At 63.2% G+C, this 15,918-nt stretch carries 15 protein-coding genes; 8 read left to right on the top strand and 7 right to left on the bottom strand.

Going from position 1 to position 15,918, the window contains the following annotated elements; genetic code table 11:
• The first annotated feature begins 140 nt into the window (after nt 1-140).
• Complete coding sequence (locus QMO80_RS08905; protein ID WP_283199738.1) at nt 141-782, top strand: TetR/AcrR family transcriptional regulator; 642 nt, start codon at nt 141-143, stop codon at nt 780-782.
• A 20-nt stretch (nt 783-802) separates the two neighbouring features.
• Here the strand turns inward: QMO80_RS08905 and QMO80_RS08900 are convergent, their stop codons facing one another.
• Complete coding sequence (locus tag QMO80_RS08900; RefSeq protein WP_003588350.1) at nt 803-1,759, bottom strand: LysR substrate-binding domain-containing protein; 957 nt, start codon at nt 1,757-1,759, stop codon at nt 803-805.
• Nucleotides 1,760-1,963: 204 nt separating this feature from the next.
• On the opposite strand from QMO80_RS08900, the gene QMO80_RS08895 reads away from it, so the two are divergent.
• Nucleotides 1,964-2,263 (top strand): DUF1127 domain-containing protein, encoded by a 300-nt coding sequence (locus QMO80_RS08895; RefSeq protein ID WP_003588349.1) that lies wholly within the window; start codon nt 1,964-1,966, stop codon nt 2,261-2,263.
• A gap of 87 nt (nt 2,264-2,350) precedes the next feature.
• Here QMO80_RS08895 and QMO80_RS08890 read toward each other — a convergent pair whose 3' ends face one another.
• The 5 genes from QMO80_RS08890 to QMO80_RS08870 all read right to left on the bottom strand — a co-directional run bounded on the left by QMO80_RS08890 (nt 2,351) and on the right by QMO80_RS08870 (nt 7,781).
• Nucleotides 2,351-3,214: a DUF937 domain-containing protein gene (locus QMO80_RS08890; protein ID WP_283199737.1), complete on the bottom strand. Its 864-nt coding sequence runs from the start codon at nt 3,212-3,214 to the stop codon at nt 2,351-2,353.
• A gap of 148 nt (nt 3,215-3,362) precedes the next feature.
• The gene (locus tag QMO80_RS08885) at nt 3,363-4,736 is read right to left on the bottom strand and encodes a glutamate--cysteine ligase (protein ID WP_283200147.1); all 1,374 of its coding nucleotides are present in this window, start codon (nt 4,734-4,736) and stop codon (nt 3,363-3,365) included.
• 147 nt (nt 4,737-4,883) lie between these two features.
• The gene (locus QMO80_RS08880; protein ID WP_283199736.1) at nt 4,884-5,621 is read right to left on the bottom strand and encodes a 16S rRNA (uracil(1498)-N(3))-methyltransferase; all 738 of its coding nucleotides are present in this window, start codon (nt 5,619-5,621) and stop codon (nt 4,884-4,886) included.
• A 66-nt stretch (nt 5,622-5,687) separates the two neighbouring features.
• The gene (locus QMO80_RS08875; RefSeq protein ID WP_283199735.1) at nt 5,688-7,187 is read right to left on the bottom strand and encodes an inorganic phosphate transporter; all 1,500 of its coding nucleotides are present in this window, start codon (nt 7,185-7,187) and stop codon (nt 5,688-5,690) included.
• Nucleotides 7,188-7,250: 63 nt separating this feature from the next.
• A complete protein-coding gene (locus QMO80_RS08870; protein ID WP_283199734.1) occupies nt 7,251-7,781 on the bottom strand; it encodes an NUDIX hydrolase in 531 nt (176 codons plus the stop codon).
• A gap of 263 nt (nt 7,782-8,044) precedes the next feature.
• On the opposite strand from QMO80_RS08870, the gene QMO80_RS08865 reads away from it, so the two are divergent.
• Both QMO80_RS08865 and QMO80_RS08860 read left to right on the top strand, forming a co-directional pair.
• Nucleotides 8,045-8,950: a LysR substrate-binding domain-containing protein gene (locus QMO80_RS08865; protein ID WP_283199733.1), complete on the top strand. Its 906-nt coding sequence runs from the start codon at nt 8,045-8,047 to the stop codon at nt 8,948-8,950.
• 65 nt (nt 8,951-9,015) lie between these two features.
• Nucleotides 9,016-10,173 carry an adenosylhomocysteinase gene (locus QMO80_RS08860; RefSeq protein WP_283199732.1) on the top strand — a complete coding sequence of 386 codons (1,158 nt, stop codon included), beginning with the start codon at nt 9,016-9,018 and terminating at the stop codon, nt 10,171-10,173.
• A 15-nt stretch (nt 10,174-10,188) separates the two neighbouring features.
• On the opposite strand, the gene QMO80_RS08855 is transcribed toward QMO80_RS08860, so the two are convergent.
• A complete protein-coding gene (locus tag QMO80_RS08855) occupies nt 10,189-11,085 on the bottom strand; it encodes a LysR family transcriptional regulator (RefSeq protein WP_049735913.1) in 897 nt (298 codons plus the stop codon).
• A gap of 142 nt (nt 11,086-11,227) precedes the next feature.
• On the opposite strand from QMO80_RS08855, the gene QMO80_RS08850 reads away from it, so the two are divergent.
• From QMO80_RS08850 to QMO80_RS08835, 4 genes are all read left to right on the top strand, one after another.
• The gene (locus tag QMO80_RS08850; protein WP_283199731.1) at nt 11,228-12,667 is read left to right on the top strand and encodes an FAD-linked oxidase C-terminal domain-containing protein; all 1,440 of its coding nucleotides are present in this window, start codon (nt 11,228-11,230) and stop codon (nt 12,665-12,667) included.
• The gene (gene glcE, locus QMO80_RS08845; protein ID WP_283199730.1) at nt 12,664-13,863 is read left to right on the top strand and encodes a glycolate oxidase subunit GlcE; all 1,200 of its coding nucleotides are present in this window, start codon (nt 12,664-12,666) and stop codon (nt 13,861-13,863) included. Before QMO80_RS08850 ends, glcE begins: the two co-directional genes overlap by 4 nt.
• Nucleotides 13,864-14,101: 238 nt before the next feature.
• Complete coding sequence (glcF, locus tag QMO80_RS08840; RefSeq protein WP_283199729.1) at nt 14,102-15,412, top strand: glycolate oxidase subunit GlcF; 1,311 nt, start codon at nt 14,102-14,104, stop codon at nt 15,410-15,412.
• Nucleotides 15,413-15,451: 39 nt separating this feature from the next.
• Complete coding sequence (locus tag QMO80_RS08835; protein WP_283199728.1) at nt 15,452-15,892, top strand: hypothetical protein; 441 nt, start codon at nt 15,452-15,454, stop codon at nt 15,890-15,892.
• The last annotated feature ends 26 nt before the right edge of the window (nt 15,893-15,918 follow it).

Genomic DNA, 15,918 nt, shown 5'->3' with positions numbered 1-15,918 from the left:
TTTTTTATACGCTTTTGCCGGTCGTTAAAATGCGGGCGTTTTCATTTACGACTGATGAAGACCTGCAATGTCATACCCGCCCGACGCGCTGATTTGGCATGATGCCTGGCCCCCGCGCGAACGATAAGAATGGGAACGACATGGGCGTGGAAAGCATGGATCGGATCGGCTTGCGCAGGCAGCCGAAGCAGGAGCGCAGTATCCAGAGGCTGGATGTCATTCTCGCTGCCGCCGCCAGGATCATTGCCGAAAAGGGCGTCAGCGCCATGCGGATGACGGAGCTTGCCGTCGCCGCCAAAGTGCCGATCGGCTCGGTTTACCAGTATTTTCCCGAAAAGGCGGCGATCGTCAAAGCCCTGTTCGACCAGCACGCCTCGGCGATCCAGACGAAGACGGCGGCGATGTTTGCCGACGTTCAGACGCTCGACCAGGCGCTCGACCTCGTCTGCGACATGATCGATTGGTATTACGAGTCCTACCACGATGATCCCGTCTATCTCGGCGTCTGGATGGGAACGGAGACCGACCAGGATCTGCTGCAGTTGAACATCGAGCATAGCGGCCGCGTCGCCGGCATCTTTCAGGAGGCCGTGCGCAAGCTGGCTCCCGATCTTTGCGACGAAGAAATGTATGCGCGCACTTACCTGGTCAGCCACCTGATCGGCGCCGTCATCCGGCTTGCCGCCGTCAGTGACAAGGCCCTGGCGCGGCGCATGCTCGATGAGTGGAAACGCGTCATCCGCGCCTCCCTTTTCGCCGCGACCGCGAAGCGCGCCGCCTGAGGGCTCTTACCTCTTCCTTCTTACCAGCTCGGCACCATATTGGCGGCCTTCAGCCGCGGATAAAGGCGGGCCTGAGCGGATTTGACATCCGCCTCCAGCGTGTCGTCGACGACGGCAGGCGTGATGTTGTCGAGGCAGGCGGTGATATGCGCGGTGATCGCGTTCATCAGCGACAGCGAAACCCCCGGCCGCTTCATGATGCCGATCTGCACCGGCGGCAGCGCCGGAAAGCCGTCCGCCTGGCTCAGCACTTTCATGCCGGTGCGCAGCGCCGATTCCGGCATCACCGAGACCGCCATGCCGGCAAGCACGGCGGCGGCGACGACGGTGCAGGACCAGCTGGTGAACAGGATCTGGTGTTCGCGCCCCACCGCATCGAGCGCCGAGCAGGCAAGCTGGCGCCACTGGCAATCGCGCCGGCCGACGGCAAGCGGCACCGGCGCGTCGTCGCGGATCGGATGGTTGGCCGAACCCACCCAGCAGAGCGGCTCGGTTCTCACCACATCGGACATGCGCTCGCGCGGATTGTGGGTGACGAGGGCGATGTCGAGTTCGCCCTTGTGCATGCGCTCGGCCAGATCCACCGAGGGCTCGCAGACGATGTAGAGCTCGACATTCGGATGCGTCTTGGCGAAGCGGCCGATGATTTCGGGCATGTAGCGGTCGGCGTAATCATCGGGCGTGCCGATGCGCAACGTCCCCTCCAGCCTGTTGTCGTCGAAGGCCGCGATCGCCTCATTGTTGAGACGGATGATGCGTCGGGCATAATTGAGCAGTTTTTCACCCTCGACCGTCAGCCGGTTGCCGCGTCCATCCTTGATGAACAGCTGCTTGCCGATGCGCTCTTCGAGACGGCGCATCTGCATGGAGACGGCGGATTGGGTCTTGTAGACCCGGTCGGCGGCCTTGGTGAAGCTGCCGGAATCGACGATGGCGATGAAAGTCTGCAACTGGTCGAGATCAAGAGGCGCGGACATGGTGTCACCCATAAAGATAGCTGATGATAATCATTAGAAACATTCGTTGGACTGATCAATAGCTCTTTGGCATCTTCGGGATGCAAATCAAGCAAAGTGAAGGACAGACGCCCTGCCTGTCCAAGCAGAATTCAGCCTTATCCCTTCCCGCACGACCTCGCGGGAGGGGTGGGTTGTTGCGTGCCCTCGAGAAAGGAGAGTTCGATGCTTATGACAAACCGGACAACAGAACTCGACTGCGGCAAGCTCGCCCCGACGCTTTTCCAGCGTCTGGTCGCAGGCCTCACTCCGCTGGTCTCACTCTTTCGCGGGTTCCGCAATCGCATGGAGATCAACACGCTGCACGATCTGAACGACAGTCAGCTGAGGGATATCGGCCTGAGCAGGGCCGACCTGACCTCCGCGTTCCTGGCCTCGACCTTTTTCGAGGACCCTTCGGAACATCTGACGCGCTCGGCGCGCAATCGCTGGCGCCTGCAGCTCTTCCGCTCCTACAACGAATAGGAGCGTCGAGTTTCCCCGCAGGGTGATAGCCAATAGCCCTGCCGCTTGACCCGGTGATCGGCTTTCCCAAGCCATCTCCGGGTTTTTTTATGCCTTGGTTTCAGGCGGCTTCGGCCGATAGGTTTCGAAGATCGCTTCCAGGTTCCTCTGGTAGGTCTTCTGCACTTCCAGCCCGCTGTCGAACATCGCGTTCAATATCTCGCTATAGCTGTCGGCAGCGACCTTCGCCTCCTCCTTCGGCGCCTCTTGCGTCTTGGCAGCCGGTTGCTTGGCTGCCGGCGGCTGACCAAGCCCGGCCATCATCTCCTGGAAGGCCTTGGCGAAGGGATTGTCGAGGAAGGGGTTCGGCTGCGGTGCCGGTTCGGCCTTCGGCATCGAAAACATCTGCTGCATCGCCTGCGTGAAGGGATTGTCGAAGATGCTCGGCTGCGCGGCTTTCGGCTTCGGCGCGAAGCCGGTACTTTCGAGCCATTGCTGGATGGTCTCGCCCATCGCCGTGTTGACGAAGGGGTTGACCGGCGAAGCCATCTGGCCGGTCGTCTGCTTGAAGAGCCCGCCCATCAGCGTATCGGCCAGCACCGGCAGCATCCGCTTGTAAATATCCTGGCCGATGCCGGTCATCTGTGCGGCCTGGGCGGCGACCGCGCGCGAAACCTCCTTCGAGCCGAAAAGCTGGGCAAGGATATTGTTGCCGTCGGAAATGCCCTCCGGCGTGAAGGCCCTGTTCATATCCTCGAAATAGCGCGCATAATTGCCGGAGGAGACGGCCTGCATCAGCCCGACGAAATCGTAAGGGTTGCTGGTGCTGCGTTTCAGGCCGGCTGAGAAGGCCGGCATCAGTGCCGCCATCGCTTTGGTCGCCTGTTCCTGCGCGAGGTTGAACTGGCGGGCGATCGCCTCCATCGCCGCGCCGTTCTGCGCCTGCATCATCATGTCGAAGAGTGGCAGCATGGAGGTCCCTTTCCCCGAGTCGTGACGCGTGTAACGCCACTATATCCGGAAACGATAATGTGCAAACGGCTTTTTGCCATAAGAACTTAAAGCCCTTCCGGCAAAAGCGCCGTGCGGTTTTCCGAATTGGAGCGAAATCGGCGCAGGCTCAGTACTGATAGTCCTCGAACACCGGCTCGACGGAGCCGTTCCAGCGGCCGTGATAGAGCGACAGCAGATCCTCGGCGAGCGTCGCCTTCTTGGCAAGCACCTCGTCGAGCGGCGCCAGGAAGATCGTCTCGTCCTGGCCTTCGCGATTGAGCTTGCCGCGCGCCTTGAGGCCGGCCTTTGATATGCCGATCACGTCGCGCGCCGTGTCGAAGAGCGGATGCCCGCGGAACTCGGCCTTCAGCCCTTGCGCCGGAACGGCATTGCGCAGGGCCTCGACCTCCGCAAAGCTCCAGTCTTTCGTCAGTTCGTCGGCGGCGTCGAGCGCGGCATCGTCGTAGAGGAGGCCGACCCAGAAGGCCGGCAAGGCACAGATGCGCCGCCATGGGCCGCCGTCGGCGCCGCGCATTTCGAGGAAACGCTTCAGCCTGACATCAGGGAAGAGCGTCGAAAGATGGTTGGTCCAGTCGCCCATCGTCGGCGCCGGATCGGCGACCTCGCCCTTCAGCGCGCCGTTCATGAACTGGCGGAAGGTGACGTGGGTACAGTCGTGATAGTGGCCGTCGCGGACGATGAAATACATCGGCGCGTCGAGCGCCCATTCGGCATAGTCGCGGAAACCGAAGTCGTCGCGGAAGGTGAAATCGAGCAGGCCGGCGCGCCGGTTATCGACATCGCGCCAGATATCGCCGCGCCAGGAGAGTAGCCCGTTCGGCTTGCCCTCGGTGAAGGGCGAGGATGCGAAGAGGGCGGTCGCCAGCGATTGCAGCTTCATCGAGACGCGCATCTTCTGGCGCATATCGGCTTCGGAGGAGAAATCGAGGTTCACCTGGATCGTGCAGGTGCGGTACATCATGTCGAGACCCTGGCTGCCGACCTTCGGCATATAGCGGGTCATGATCTCGTAGCGCGATTTCGGCATTTGCGGGGTTTCAGCATAGGTCCATTTCGGACTGCCGCCGATGCCGAGGAAGCGGATGCCCATCGGCTCGGCGATTTCGCGCACCGTCGCCAGGTGCTGGTTCGATTCCCTGCAGGTTTCGTGGATCGTTTCCAGCGGCGCGCCTGAGAGTTCGAACTGGCCGCCGGGCTCGATCGAGATCGCGCCCATGCCGTTCTGCTCGGCAAGGCCGATGATGTTGCCGCCGTCGATGATCGGCTCCCAGCCGCTTTTCGCCTGCAGGCCGGTCAAAAGGGCCGAAATGCTGGCATCGCCGAAATAGGGAACCGGGCTGTTGTCGGCGCGGAAGAAGGCGAATTTCTCGTGTTCGGTGCCGATCCGGAAGCGCTCCCGCGGCTTGTTGCCGGCGGCGATATAATCGGTCAGATCCTGAACCGAAGAGAGCGGCGTCTGGTCGGTGGTGTCGCGGGCCATGCGGGGTACCTGCATTCGAAAAGGCGCCCAGGGGGCCGGGCAGCTGGAAGGGTGATTAGGACCCAAGCCACGTATGTTGCAAGTGAAATTCTTTCAATGACGCATCAAAAAAATAACAGCAATTTCCATGTCCACCCGTTTTTCTCGTCAGCTCCAGTCGCCTATCGCCGCCTGGACCACGGCGAGTGCCGCAACGGCTGCCGTATCGGCCCGCAGGATGCGCGGTCCGAGCGGAATGGCGGTGACGAAATCGAGGCTTCGAAGCCGCGTCCGTTCTTCCTCGGAAAAGCCGCCTTCCGGCCCGACGAGCAGCGCGAGATGCTTTTCCCGGATCGCCGACAGCACCGGCAGCGGGTTTTGCCCGGCATCGCCCTCGTCGCAATAGATGATGCGGCGCTCCTTCGGCCAGCGGTCGAGCAGGTCGGAGAGTTTCACCGGCTCGGCCACCTCGGGAATGCCGAGAACGCCGCATTGCTCGGCCGCTTCGACGACATTGGCGCGCAGCTTGTCGAGATTGGTGATCTTGCCCTGCACGTGCTGGGTCATGACAGGCAACAGCCGACCGGCGCCCATTTCCACCGCCTTCTGCACCAGATAATCCATGCGGCCGACCTTGAGCGGGGCGAAGAGATAATAGAGATCGCAGGGCGCCGGCTGCTGCCGCGTCTCTTCGATTGCTCTCAGATGAATGCGTTTGCGCGTGGGGAAGGTGAGGGTCGCCTTCCACTCGCCGTCACGGCCGTTGAAGAGTAGGAGCTCGTGACCTTCCTCCATCCTCAGCACATTGGCGAGATAGTTGAACTGGTCGGCGCTCGCCTCAAGGGTGGCGCCGGCAGAAAGCGGCGCGTCGACGAAAAGCCGTTGCATGCGGAAATTGGCGCGCATTTAAAACTCGCGGGTTTCAGAGCATGATGCCGAAAACTGTGAGTGGTTTTCGGACGGCATCCTGTTCTAGACGAAGAGCGCGAACATAACCCAATAAATCCCCGCCGCAAGCGCTGCCGAAACCGGCACGGTGACGATCCAGGCGGCGATGATCGTCATGAAATGCGAGCGGCGCACGAGATAGCGCCGCCGCGTCTCGTGGACGTTCGGCTCCTCCGGTTCGTCGATATCGAAGCTCTCGACCCTGCGCCTGATATAGGCGATGCGGCGCTTCGAATGGCGCGTATACCATTCACGGAAGAAGCCGACGCCGAAGACGGAGCCGACGGCGATATGCGTGGTGCTGACCGGCAGGCCGAGCCAGGAGGCGACGATGACGGTGAAGGCGGTCGACAGCGCGACGCAATAGGCGCGCATCGGATTGAGCTTGGTGATCTCCTCGCCGACGAGGCGGATGAGGCGGGGCCCGAACAGCAGCAGGCCGACGGAGATGCCGAAGGCGCCGATCAGCATGACCCAGAGCGGCGGATGGCCAATGCCGTCACCGCCGCCGATGCCGACCGAGTGGACGATCGCCGAAAGCGGCCCGACCGCGTTCGAAACATCGTTTGCGCCATGCGCGAAGGAAAGCAGCGCCGCCGAGCCGATGAGCGGCAGCCGGAACAGCACCCGCAGCGAGCTGTTGCGGTTTTCGAGATTGTGCGCCTGGGCGAGCACGAGCGGCCGGGCGATAAGCCAGCTGACCAGCCCGATCCCGATGCCGATGAGGATGATGGTGAGAGACGGAAATTTCCCGCTGGGCGACAGCTGCAGCACCATATAGGCCATGAAGCCGCCGGCCATGACCGCGACCAGCACCGGCACCCAGCGCCGAGCCGCCGCGATCTTGTCGTCGCGATAGATGATCAGGGTCTTGACGAGATAGAGCAGTCCGGCCGCGATCAGCCCGCCGATCAGCGGCGAGGTGATCCAGCTCGAGGTGATCTCCAGCATCACCTGCCAGTTCACTGGTTCCGGCCCGACGGCTGCGATGCCGGCGCCGATCACCGCGCCGACGATCGCATGGGTGGTCGAAACCGGCGCGTTCATCCAGGTCGCGAGGTTGATCCAGAGGGCGGCGGCCATCAGCGCCGCCATCATGATCCAGCCGAGCGCTGCCTGCGGCACCTGGACGGCGTCGACGATATTGGAGGAAATCGTCTTGACGACCTCGCCGCCGGCGATCGTCGCGCCGAGAACCTCGAAAATCGCGGCAATGACCAGCGCCTGACCCATCGTCATGGCGCGCGCGCCGACGGCCGCGCCGACATTGTTGGTCACGTCATTGGCGCCGATGTTCATCGCCATGTAGCCGGCAAGGGCTGCCGCCGCCACGACGAGCACCGCTCCCGGCCGGTCGAACACGTAGACGCCGGCGAAAAGCATGGCGAGACCGACGAAGATCAGCCCGAGACCAGGCGCCACCAGCCGCCGCAGGACATGCTTCGCCGCGTCCTCGGCATGGGTGATCTTGGCGAGGTCCTTGTCGAGCGTGCGTTTCGTGAGGACTGTGGGACGTGGCGGCATTCTTTTCCCAGGCGATGAAATCTGCTTCTACGCCACTTTTCTAGCAGCGCAAGATGGCAGGATTCATTCCGCCGGAATTTGCTTTCCTGCCGGTCCCTGCTTTACCGCTTTGGCCGAAAGCCTCTCGGTCATCTTTCGCTTGAAGGCCAGCAAAAGGCCGCGCAGTTCCGGCTCGCGCACGCGCCCGGCCGCCTCGTCGAACGAGACCCATTCGATGCGGCGTTCGCCCTTTTCCTTGAAATTCTTCGCCATGTCGGTGACTTCGAGCGCATAGACCTGCACCTTGCAGGCCACCTGCACGCCGTCGCGCAGGACTTTCGAATAGCTGTAAGCGCCGAGCGTCTCCGTCTCGACCGCGCCGCGGACGCCGGCTTCCTCGAAGGCTTCCTGTGCTGCGACCTCATGAGCGCATTTACCCGTCATCGGCCAGCCCTTGGGAATGACCCAGCGGCCGGTGTCGCGGCTGGTCATTAGCATCACCTCGACATCGTCACTCTTCTTTTTCACCCGATAGCAGATCGCACCATATTGCTGTCGCGGCGGACGCCGGAACATCAGTTGCACATCGGATGCCAATCGGGCGAGAAGAGTCAATTGTCGGGTCACCTTCGCAGTGGTTGTTAGGAATCACTCATAAACGTGTATCACGAAAAGCTTACACAATCCAAAGCCGCGGACGTTCCGAAACGGGATTTGATCGGCGTTCAATAAGGGAAATCGAGCTGGGGCAGGCTCAGAAATCCGTCACGTCCTGTCTCGAATGCGTCACATTGCACAGCTGTACAATATGGCGTGGTCTTGCCTTTCCTTCAATGGCAAGATCAAGTGATCCACTATCATTTCTGATCGTGGTCCTCATGCGTCTTCCACCGCTCAATGCCGTCCGCGCCTTCGAGGCCGTCTGCCGCCACGGCAGCATTCTGAAGGCCGCCGAAGAGCTGAAGGTGGTGCGCGGCGCCGTGCGCCAGCAGATTGCCACGCTGGAGGGTCACTTCGGCCGCAAGCTCTTTGTTCGTGACGGCCGCAGGCTGGTCCCGACCGCAGAGGCGAGCGCTTTCGCCGCAGCATCGAGCGCGGCTTTCGACATTCTGCAACGCGCCGCTTACGAGCTCTCGGGCATCGTGCCGGGTCGCATCCGGCTCGGCGTGCCCTCCGCTTTCGCGGTCTGGTGGCTGATGCCGCGCGTTGCCGACATGCAGGCGAACCTCGGCGATACGGCGGTCGATATCGTACCGATGACCGTCGTCGAACCATTGCAGATGCACCCGGAACTGGACGCGGTGATCATGGGCGGCGAATACCGGCCGGCTGCCGGCGTGACTGCGGTGCGTTTCATGGAAGACGAGTTCGGTCCGGTCGCAACGCCGGCACTTGCAGCGACCCTATCGGAGAGCCCGGCGGCGATGGGTCGGCTGACCATGCTTGCGAGCCGCAGCGTTCCAAAACTCTGGGACGAATGGTTTGCCGAAAGCGGCACCCAGCCGGTCGTCTTTTCCCGCGTCCAAGAATTCGAGGATCTGCTGCTGGCGCTCGCTGCCGCCCGCTCCGGGCTCGGCATCGCCCTTGCGCCGCGCGCCTCGATCGAGGACGATCTTCAGCGCGGGCAACTGGTCGCGCCCTATGGTTTCATCGCCCGTCCGTCCGGCTACAGCCTCTGCTGCCGCACGCCGGACGCAAAACGTCCGGCTTTCGCCGCTTTGTCCGGCTGGCTGCGCCAATCCGGGCGCGGAAAGGGCAGTTTTTCTGCTCCAACATCAGAATAACCTCCATGTTTGCCGCCCTGCGGCATCGCTAGAAATAGCGGGATATCGGCAACAGGGATGAGATAATGGAAAAGACCGCGACGCGCATCGACTGGATCGGCGGCAGCTGCCGGCTGCTGAAGGCGACGGCAGCCGAATTCGAGCGGACGCGGCCCTTCGCGGGACTGTCGATCGGCACCGGCATTCATCTGGAGCCGAAGACGGTGGCGCTGCTGATGACGCTTCGCGCCGGCGGGGCGCGCCTCGTCTGCACCGGCAATCTCAACAGCACCCAGCCTTCGACGGTCGAGTTTCTGCGTTCGCAGGGTTTTACGGTCTTCGCCACGCAGACGACCGATCCGGCCGCCCACCATGGCAGCCTCGAAGCGGTGATAGCCGAAAGGCCGGATCTGCTGCTCGACAATGGCGGCGATCTCTTCGCCATCGCGGCGGAAAACCCCTATGCCGATCTGCGCGGCGGCACCGAGGAAACCACCTCGGGCCGCACCCGCCTGTTGCCGCTGCGCGAGCGCCTCGCCATGCCGATCCTCGTCATCAACGACAGCCCAATCAAGCAGTTCGCCGAAAACAGGCATGCCGTCGGACAGAGCCTGTTCGAAAGCTATCTGCGCTTCACCAACCGCTCGACCAACGGCAAACGTGTGACGGTGTTCGGCTACGGCGCCTGCGGCAAGGGCACGGCCGCCTGTTTCCGCAATGCCTTTTCGACCGTCAGCGTCGTCGATATCGATCCGGTAACGGCGCTCGAAGCGCATCTCGACGGTTTCGCGACGCCGCTGCGCGAGGCGGCGATCCGCTCGGCCGATATTCTCGTCACCGTAACCGGTTTTGCCGATATCATCACGGCAGCCGACCTGCCGCTTTTGAAGGACGGCGCGATCCTGATGAATGGCGGTCATTTCCCGCATGAAATCGAGGTCGAAGCCTTCCGCCGCCATCCCGATGTCATCGGCATCGATCGTTACGAGGCCGATCACATCGAGACCTTCCATCTCAGCGACGGCCGCTCTTTCCATGTGCTCGGCGGCGGTCACATGGTCAATCTCGCCGGCCCGCGGCCGCTCGGCAACACGGTCGAATCGATGGATCTCGGCTTCACCCTGCAGGCCCGCTGCCTGGAACGCATCGCCAGGGGCAAGGTCGGCCCCGAATCCTGCGTCGTGCCTGTGCCCGGCGATATCGACGCGATGGTGGCGAACGCCTATCTCGATCTCTCGCGCTGAAACGGGCGCCTGCCGTCAGCGCTCCCAATAGGGCACAGGCCCGTAAAGCTCGGCGAGATAGTCGATGAACAGCCGCACCTTGGCCGGCAGGAACTGCCGGCTCGGATAGACGGCCGAAAGCGCGACATTGTGCGAGCCCTCATAGGCCGGCAGCACCTGCACCAGCCGGCCGGCCTTCAGCTCTTCGCCGATATCCCAGGTGGACCGCAGCGCGATCCCGAGACCTGAGATGACCGCCTCGCGGATCACCTCGCTGGAATTGCTGATCAGCATGCCCTCCGGCCGCAGGCTGAGCATCCCGTCCGGCCCGTTCAGCCGCCAGGTATCGCCATTATGCGCCGGCAGGCAGCGATGGTGTTTCAGTTCGTCGATGTGCCTCGGCTTGCCGTGTGCCGCGAGATAATCCGGCGAGGCGCAGAGCAGCCGGCGCACCGGCGCCAGCCGGCGGGCGACAAGGCTCGAATCGGTAAGTTCGGCGATGCGGATCGCCAGATCGAAGCCGCCGCCGACGATGTCGCTGAATTCGTCGGTCAGCACCAGATTGATCGCCAGCTCCGGATGCGCCTGCATGAACGCCTTCAGATGCGGCGCGATGTGCATGCGCCCGAAGGAGGTCGGCGCCGAGATCTTCAGCGTGCCGTGCATCTGCGCCGAGCGGCCGGAAATATAGAATTCCGCCTCTTCCAGACCGGCGAGAATGCCGAGAACGCGGTCGTAGAAACCCTGGCCGGCTTCCGTCAGCGAGATCTGCCGCGTCGTGCGCTGCAATAGCCGGGTTCCGAGCCGGTCCTCCAGCCGCTTGATCCGCTTGGAGACGACGGCCGGGGAGAAGCCGAGCGCCCGCCCGGCAAGCGACATGCTGCCCGTCGAAACGACCTTGGCAAAGATTTCGAGATCGCCGAGATTGGTCATGCGGTTTTCGATTTTTTCCCCTTTTGGCATAAGTGCTTAGCATTTGCGCCCCTTTCGGGAAAGTGCTAAGCCGATTTATCGGCGGCAGGAGGTTTGCGGCCGTCATTTCCCGTCGTCACGATGTCAGAGGCCTGAGAGCGCCATGTCCGACGCCATTCCGTTTCTCAAACCCCGCGCAGACGTCCTGGCCCGCCGTGCTCAGATCGTCGCCGATCTCACAGATCTTCTGCCGCCGGAATGCCTGGTGCATGAGGCGCGTGAGCTGGTTCCCTTCGAGACCGATGCTTTCGTGTCCTACCGCCGCCTGCCGCTCGCCGTCGCTTTGCCGCGCACCACGGCCGAGGTTTCGGCCATCATGCGTTATTGCCACCGCTACGGCATTCCCGTCGTGCCGCGCGGCGCCGGCACCTCGCTTTCCGGCGGCGCCATTCCGCAGGAAGATGCCGTCGTGCTCGGCCTGTCGAAGATGAACCGTATCCTCGAAATCGATCTGCCCAATCGCGCTGCCGTGGTGCAGGCCGGCGTCACCAATCTCAATATCTCGGAATCCGTCTCGGCGGACGGATTTTTCTACGCACCCGATCCGAGTTCGCAGCTCGCCTGCACCATCGGCGGCAATATCGGCATGAATTCCGGCGGCGCCCATTGCCTGAAATACGGCGTCACCACCAACAATCTGCTCGGCGTCAGGATGGTGCTGGTCGACGGCACGGTGATCGAACTCGGCGGCAAGGCGCTGGATGCGGCCGGCTACGACCTGCTCGGTCTCGTCTGCGGCCATGAAGGCCAGCTCGGCATCGTCACCGAGGCGACCGTGCGGCTGATCGCCAAGCCGGAGGGCGCGCGCCCGGTGCTCTTCGGCTTCGAAGCGTCGGAAGAGGCCGGCGCCTGTGTCGCCGATGTCATCGCCGCCGGCATCATCCCGGTTGCGATCGAATTCATGGACAAGCCGGCGATCGAGATCTGCGAGGCCTTTGCCCATGCCGGTTATCCCCTCGATGTCGGCGCGCTCCTGATCGTCGAGGTCGAAGGCTCGGAAGCGGAAATGGACGCGACCTTGAAGGACATTGTCGAGATCGCCCGCCGGCACGGCGTCAAGACGGTGCGCGAATGCCAGTCGGCGACCGAGGCGGCGCTGATCTGGAAGGGCCGCAAATCCGCCTTCGGCGCCACCGGCCGCATTGCTGACTATATCTGCATGGACGGCACCGTGCCGCTCAGCCAGCTGTCCCATGTGCTGAAGAGAACCGCGGAGATCATCGATCACTACGGGTTGCGGGTCGCCAATGTCTTCCATGCCGGCGACGGCAACATGCATCCGCTGATCCTCTTTAACGCCAACGATCCCGAGGATGCCGCCCGCGCCGAGGCGGCAGGCAACGATATCCTCAAGCTCTGCGTCGATGCCGGCGGCTGCCTCACCGGCGAACATGGCGTCGGCATCGAGAAACGCGACCTGATGCGGCATCAATATTCGGAAGTCGATCTCGCCCAGCAGATGGCGGCGCGCGCCGCCTTCGATCCCGGCTGGCTTCTCAATCCTTCGAAAGTCTTTCCGCTGGAAGGACGCCCCGCGGCATGATCGATCTGATGCCGACGAGCGAGGAACAGGCGGCGGCGATCGTCCGCGCACATCAGGAGATGAACCGGCCGCTTGCGATCTGCGGCGGCGATACGCGCTCGGGCTTCGGCAATGCCGTTGCAGCCGAAGACCGGCTGCGATCGACCAGGCTTTCCGGCATCGTCGCCTACAATCCCGGCGAGATGGTCATGACAGCCCGTTCAGGTACGCCGCTTGCCGAGGTCGAGTCGGCGCTGTCGGAAAGTAGCCAGATGCTTGCCTTCGAGCCGATGGATCATCGCCCGATTATGGCGAGGTCAGGCGAGCCGACGATTGGCGGCGTCTTTGCCGCCAATGTCTCTGGCCCGCGTCGCATCATTGCGGGGGCTGCCCGCGACAGCCTGCTCGGTGTGCGCTTCGTCAACGGCAAAGGCGAGATCATCAAGGCCGGCGGCCGCGTGATGAAGAACGTCACCGGCCTCGACCTGGTCAAGCTGATCGCCGGCTCGTACGGAACACTCGGTTTTCTGACGGAAGTCACCTTCCGCGTGCCGCCCCGTCCGAAAACCGAGCGAACGCTGCTTCTGTCAGGCCTCAACGACGCAGAGGCAGCAAACGCCATGGCGGCGGCGATGGCGCTGCCGGTCGAAGTCTCGGGTGCCGCGCATCTGCCGCTGACGGTGACCTGGAAATTCCTTGCCGGCAAGCTGCCGGAAGGCGAGGCGACGGTTCTGCGCATCGAAGGCCTCGCCGGTTCGGTCGATGTGCGCATCGAAAAGCTTGCGGCGGCAATGTCGGTCTTCGCAGCGGTGACACGGCTGGATGAACCGGAAAGCCGCAGGCTCTGGCGGGAAATCCGCGAGGTGCTGCCCTATGCCGACGGCACGGCGCGGCCGGTTTGGCGCGTCTCGGTCGCCCCCGGCACCGGCCATCAGCTGGTCGCCGCGCTCCGCCTCGAAGCCGGCGTCGATGCCTTCTATGATTGGCAGGGCGGTCTCGTCTGGATGCGCATGGAGGCCGGTCCCGAGGGCGAGCTGGTCCGCCGCTACATCAAGGCGCTCGGCGGCGGCCATGCGACGCTGATCCGCGCAACGGGGCAGGCGAGGGCGGCAACCGCGGCGTTTCATCCGGAGCCCGAGGCGGTGGCGATGCTGTCGCAGCGGGTGAAGGAGAAATTCGATCCGGCGGGGATTTTTAATCCGGGGAAGATGGGGTGAGAAGATGAGTCTGTGCGCGGAGTACCCCCCTCTGTCCTGCCGGACATCTCCCCCACAAGGGGGGAGATCGGCAAGAGGTTGGACGATCGCTTCCTATCTGGCGTATCGCAGTCACAGCGCTTTCGTTGTTTGGGGAGGCCGTCAATCCCAGCCAATCTCCCCACTTGTGGGGGAGATGTCCGGCAGGACAGAGGGGGGTGCCCCAAGCACAACGCCCCTGGAGCGGAGGCCCCGCTAGATGCAAACCAACTTCACCCCCGCCCAACTTTCCGACCCCGATGTCGCCGAATCCGAGCAGATTCTGCGTAAATGTGTCCATTGCGGTTTCTGCACCGCGACCTGTCCCACCTATGTGACGCTCGGCAATGAGCTCGACAGCCCGCGCGGCCGCATCTACCTGATCAAGGACATGCTGGAAAACGGCCGGCCGGCCGATGCCGAGGTCGTCACCCATATCGACCGCTGTCTCTCCTGCCTTGCCTGCGTCACCACCTGTCCCTCCGGCGTCGATTACATGCATCTGGTCGATCACGCCCGCGCCCATATCGAAAAGACCTATAAGCGCCCATTGATGAACCGGCTGACGCGCGCCATCCTTGCCGCCGTGCTGCCCTATCCCGGCCGGTTCCGCCTGGCGCTCAATCTCGCCCGCCTCGGTCGGCCCTTTGCCGGGCTGATGCGGGGGGCGGCACTCAAACCCTTTGCCGCCATGCTGGCGCTTGCGCCGCGCCACATTCCGGCAGCGTCGGCCTTGGCAAAGCCCGGCAGTTACCTGCCCGAAACGGAACGGCGCGGCCGGGTGGCGATGCTTTCCGGCTGCGCCCAGCCGGTGCTCGATCCCGGCATCAATGCGGCGGCGATCCGGCTGTTGACCCGGCTCGGCGTCGAGGTGGTGCTGCCGGAAGGCGAGGTCTGCTGCGGGTCGCTCGTTCATCACATGGGCCGCGCCGAACAGGCGCTCGCCAGTGCGCGGGCCAATGTCGATCTCTGGATGCGCGAGATCGACGGGCAGGGGCTCGACGCGATCATCATCACCGCCTCGGGCTGCGGCACGACGATCAAGGATTACGGCCATATGCTACGCCTCGATCCCGCCTATGCCGCCAAGGCGGCGAGGGTCTCGGGCCTCGCGAAAGACATCACCGAATATCTCGCAACCCTCGACCTGCCGGCGCACATGCCGAAGAGCATCACGGTCGCCTATCACTCCGCCTGTTCCATGCAGCACGGCCAGCGCATCACGCTGACGCCGAAGCAATTGCTGAAAGCGGCGGGCTTTACCGTGCGTGATCCCGCCGAAGGCCATCTCTGCTGCGGCTCTGCCGGCACTTACAACATCATGCAGCCGGAGATCTCGGCGGCCCTGAAGGCACGCAAGGTCAAGAACATCGAAGCCACCAAGGCCGATATCATCGCCACCGGCAATATCGGCTGCATCACCCAGATCGCCACCGGCACCGGCATGCCGATCCTGCATACGGTCGAGCTGCTCGATTGGGCTTATGGCGGCGCTGTGCCGGAAAAATTAAGAGATTTGCCGTTAGGCTGACGTGAAAGGCCTGTCGGGCCTGTCTCGGGAGTTTAGACGATGTGGCGGGGAATGATCGTATTTGCCGGACTGCTCGGTGCGGCGGGCGCTGCCCATGCCGACAGCCGCTATTTCTGTTCTGCCGATGACGCGCAGGCGCGCTTCACGCTCGAAAGCGGTTTCGCCAGCGATGCCGGCCACAAGCTCAACCATTTCCGCGGCGCGCTTGTCGTCAAGGATCAGGCGCAATCGAGCGTGTTCGGAAAACGCGTGTTCGAATCGCAGCACTTGACCAACCATTGGTCGCGTGACGGCGAGCTGCTGCTGGAGGTCGTCGACGGCGGCGAGGACGACACAGGCGGTGCAACGCTGGATCTGGTGGTGGTTGCCGGCGAACGCGGCAAGCCGGCTGCAAATTTTACCGGCACCTATGCCCTGAAGATCGAAGGCGGGGACAAACCCTATGCCGCCGAGGGTAAGGTCAGCTGCGGCACGAAATAGCGCCGCAGCCGGAATTCTCGATTACC

Source organism: Rhizobium sp. BT03, from assembly GCF_030053155.1.
Classification (GTDB): Bacteria; Pseudomonadota; Alphaproteobacteria; order Rhizobiales; family Rhizobiaceae; genus Rhizobium.
Note: the sequence above shows the minus strand (reverse complement) of the source record. Positions and strands in the feature narration are given on the sequence as shown.

Coding starts and splice junctions, on each gene's coding strand:
- QMO80_RS08905 (WP_283199738.1), top strand. CDS start 141: ATGGGCGTGGAAAGCATGGATCGGATCGGCTTGCGCAGGCAGCCGAAG.
- QMO80_RS08900 (WP_003588350.1), bottom strand. CDS start 1,759: ATGTCCGCGCCTCTTGATCTCGACCAGTTGCAGACTTTCATCGCCATC.
- QMO80_RS08895 (WP_003588349.1), top strand. CDS start 1,964: ATGCTTATGACAAACCGGACAACAGAACTCGACTGCGGCAAGCTCGCC.
- QMO80_RS08890 (WP_283199737.1), bottom strand. CDS start 3,214: ATGCTGCCACTCTTCGACATGATGATGCAGGCGCAGAACGGCGCGGCG.
- QMO80_RS08885 (WP_283200147.1), bottom strand. CDS start 4,736: ATGGCCCGCGACACCACCGACCAGACGCCGCTCTCTTCGGTTCAGGAT.
- QMO80_RS08880 (WP_283199736.1), bottom strand. CDS start 5,621: ATGCGCGCCAATTTCCGCATGCAACGGCTTTTCGTCGACGCGCCGCTT.
- QMO80_RS08875 (WP_283199735.1), bottom strand. CDS start 7,187: ATGCCGCCACGTCCCACAGTCCTCACGAAACGCACGCTCGACAAGGAC.
- QMO80_RS08865 (WP_283199733.1), top strand. CDS start 8,045: ATGCGTCTTCCACCGCTCAATGCCGTCCGCGCCTTCGAGGCCGTCTGC.
- QMO80_RS08860 (WP_283199732.1), top strand. CDS start 9,016: ATGGAAAAGACCGCGACGCGCATCGACTGGATCGGCGGCAGCTGCCGG.
- QMO80_RS08855 (WP_049735913.1), bottom strand. CDS start 11,085: ATGACCAATCTCGGCGATCTCGAAATCTTTGCCAAGGTCGTTTCGACG.
- QMO80_RS08850 (WP_283199731.1), top strand. CDS start 11,228: ATGTCCGACGCCATTCCGTTTCTCAAACCCCGCGCAGACGTCCTGGCC.
- glcE (WP_283199730.1), top strand. CDS start 12,664: ATGATCGATCTGATGCCGACGAGCGAGGAACAGGCGGCGGCGATCGTC.
- glcF (WP_283199729.1), top strand. CDS start 14,102: ATGCAAACCAACTTCACCCCCGCCCAACTTTCCGACCCCGATGTCGCC.
- QMO80_RS08835 (WP_283199728.1), top strand. CDS start 15,452: ATGTGGCGGGGAATGATCGTATTTGCCGGACTGCTCGGTGCGGCGGGC.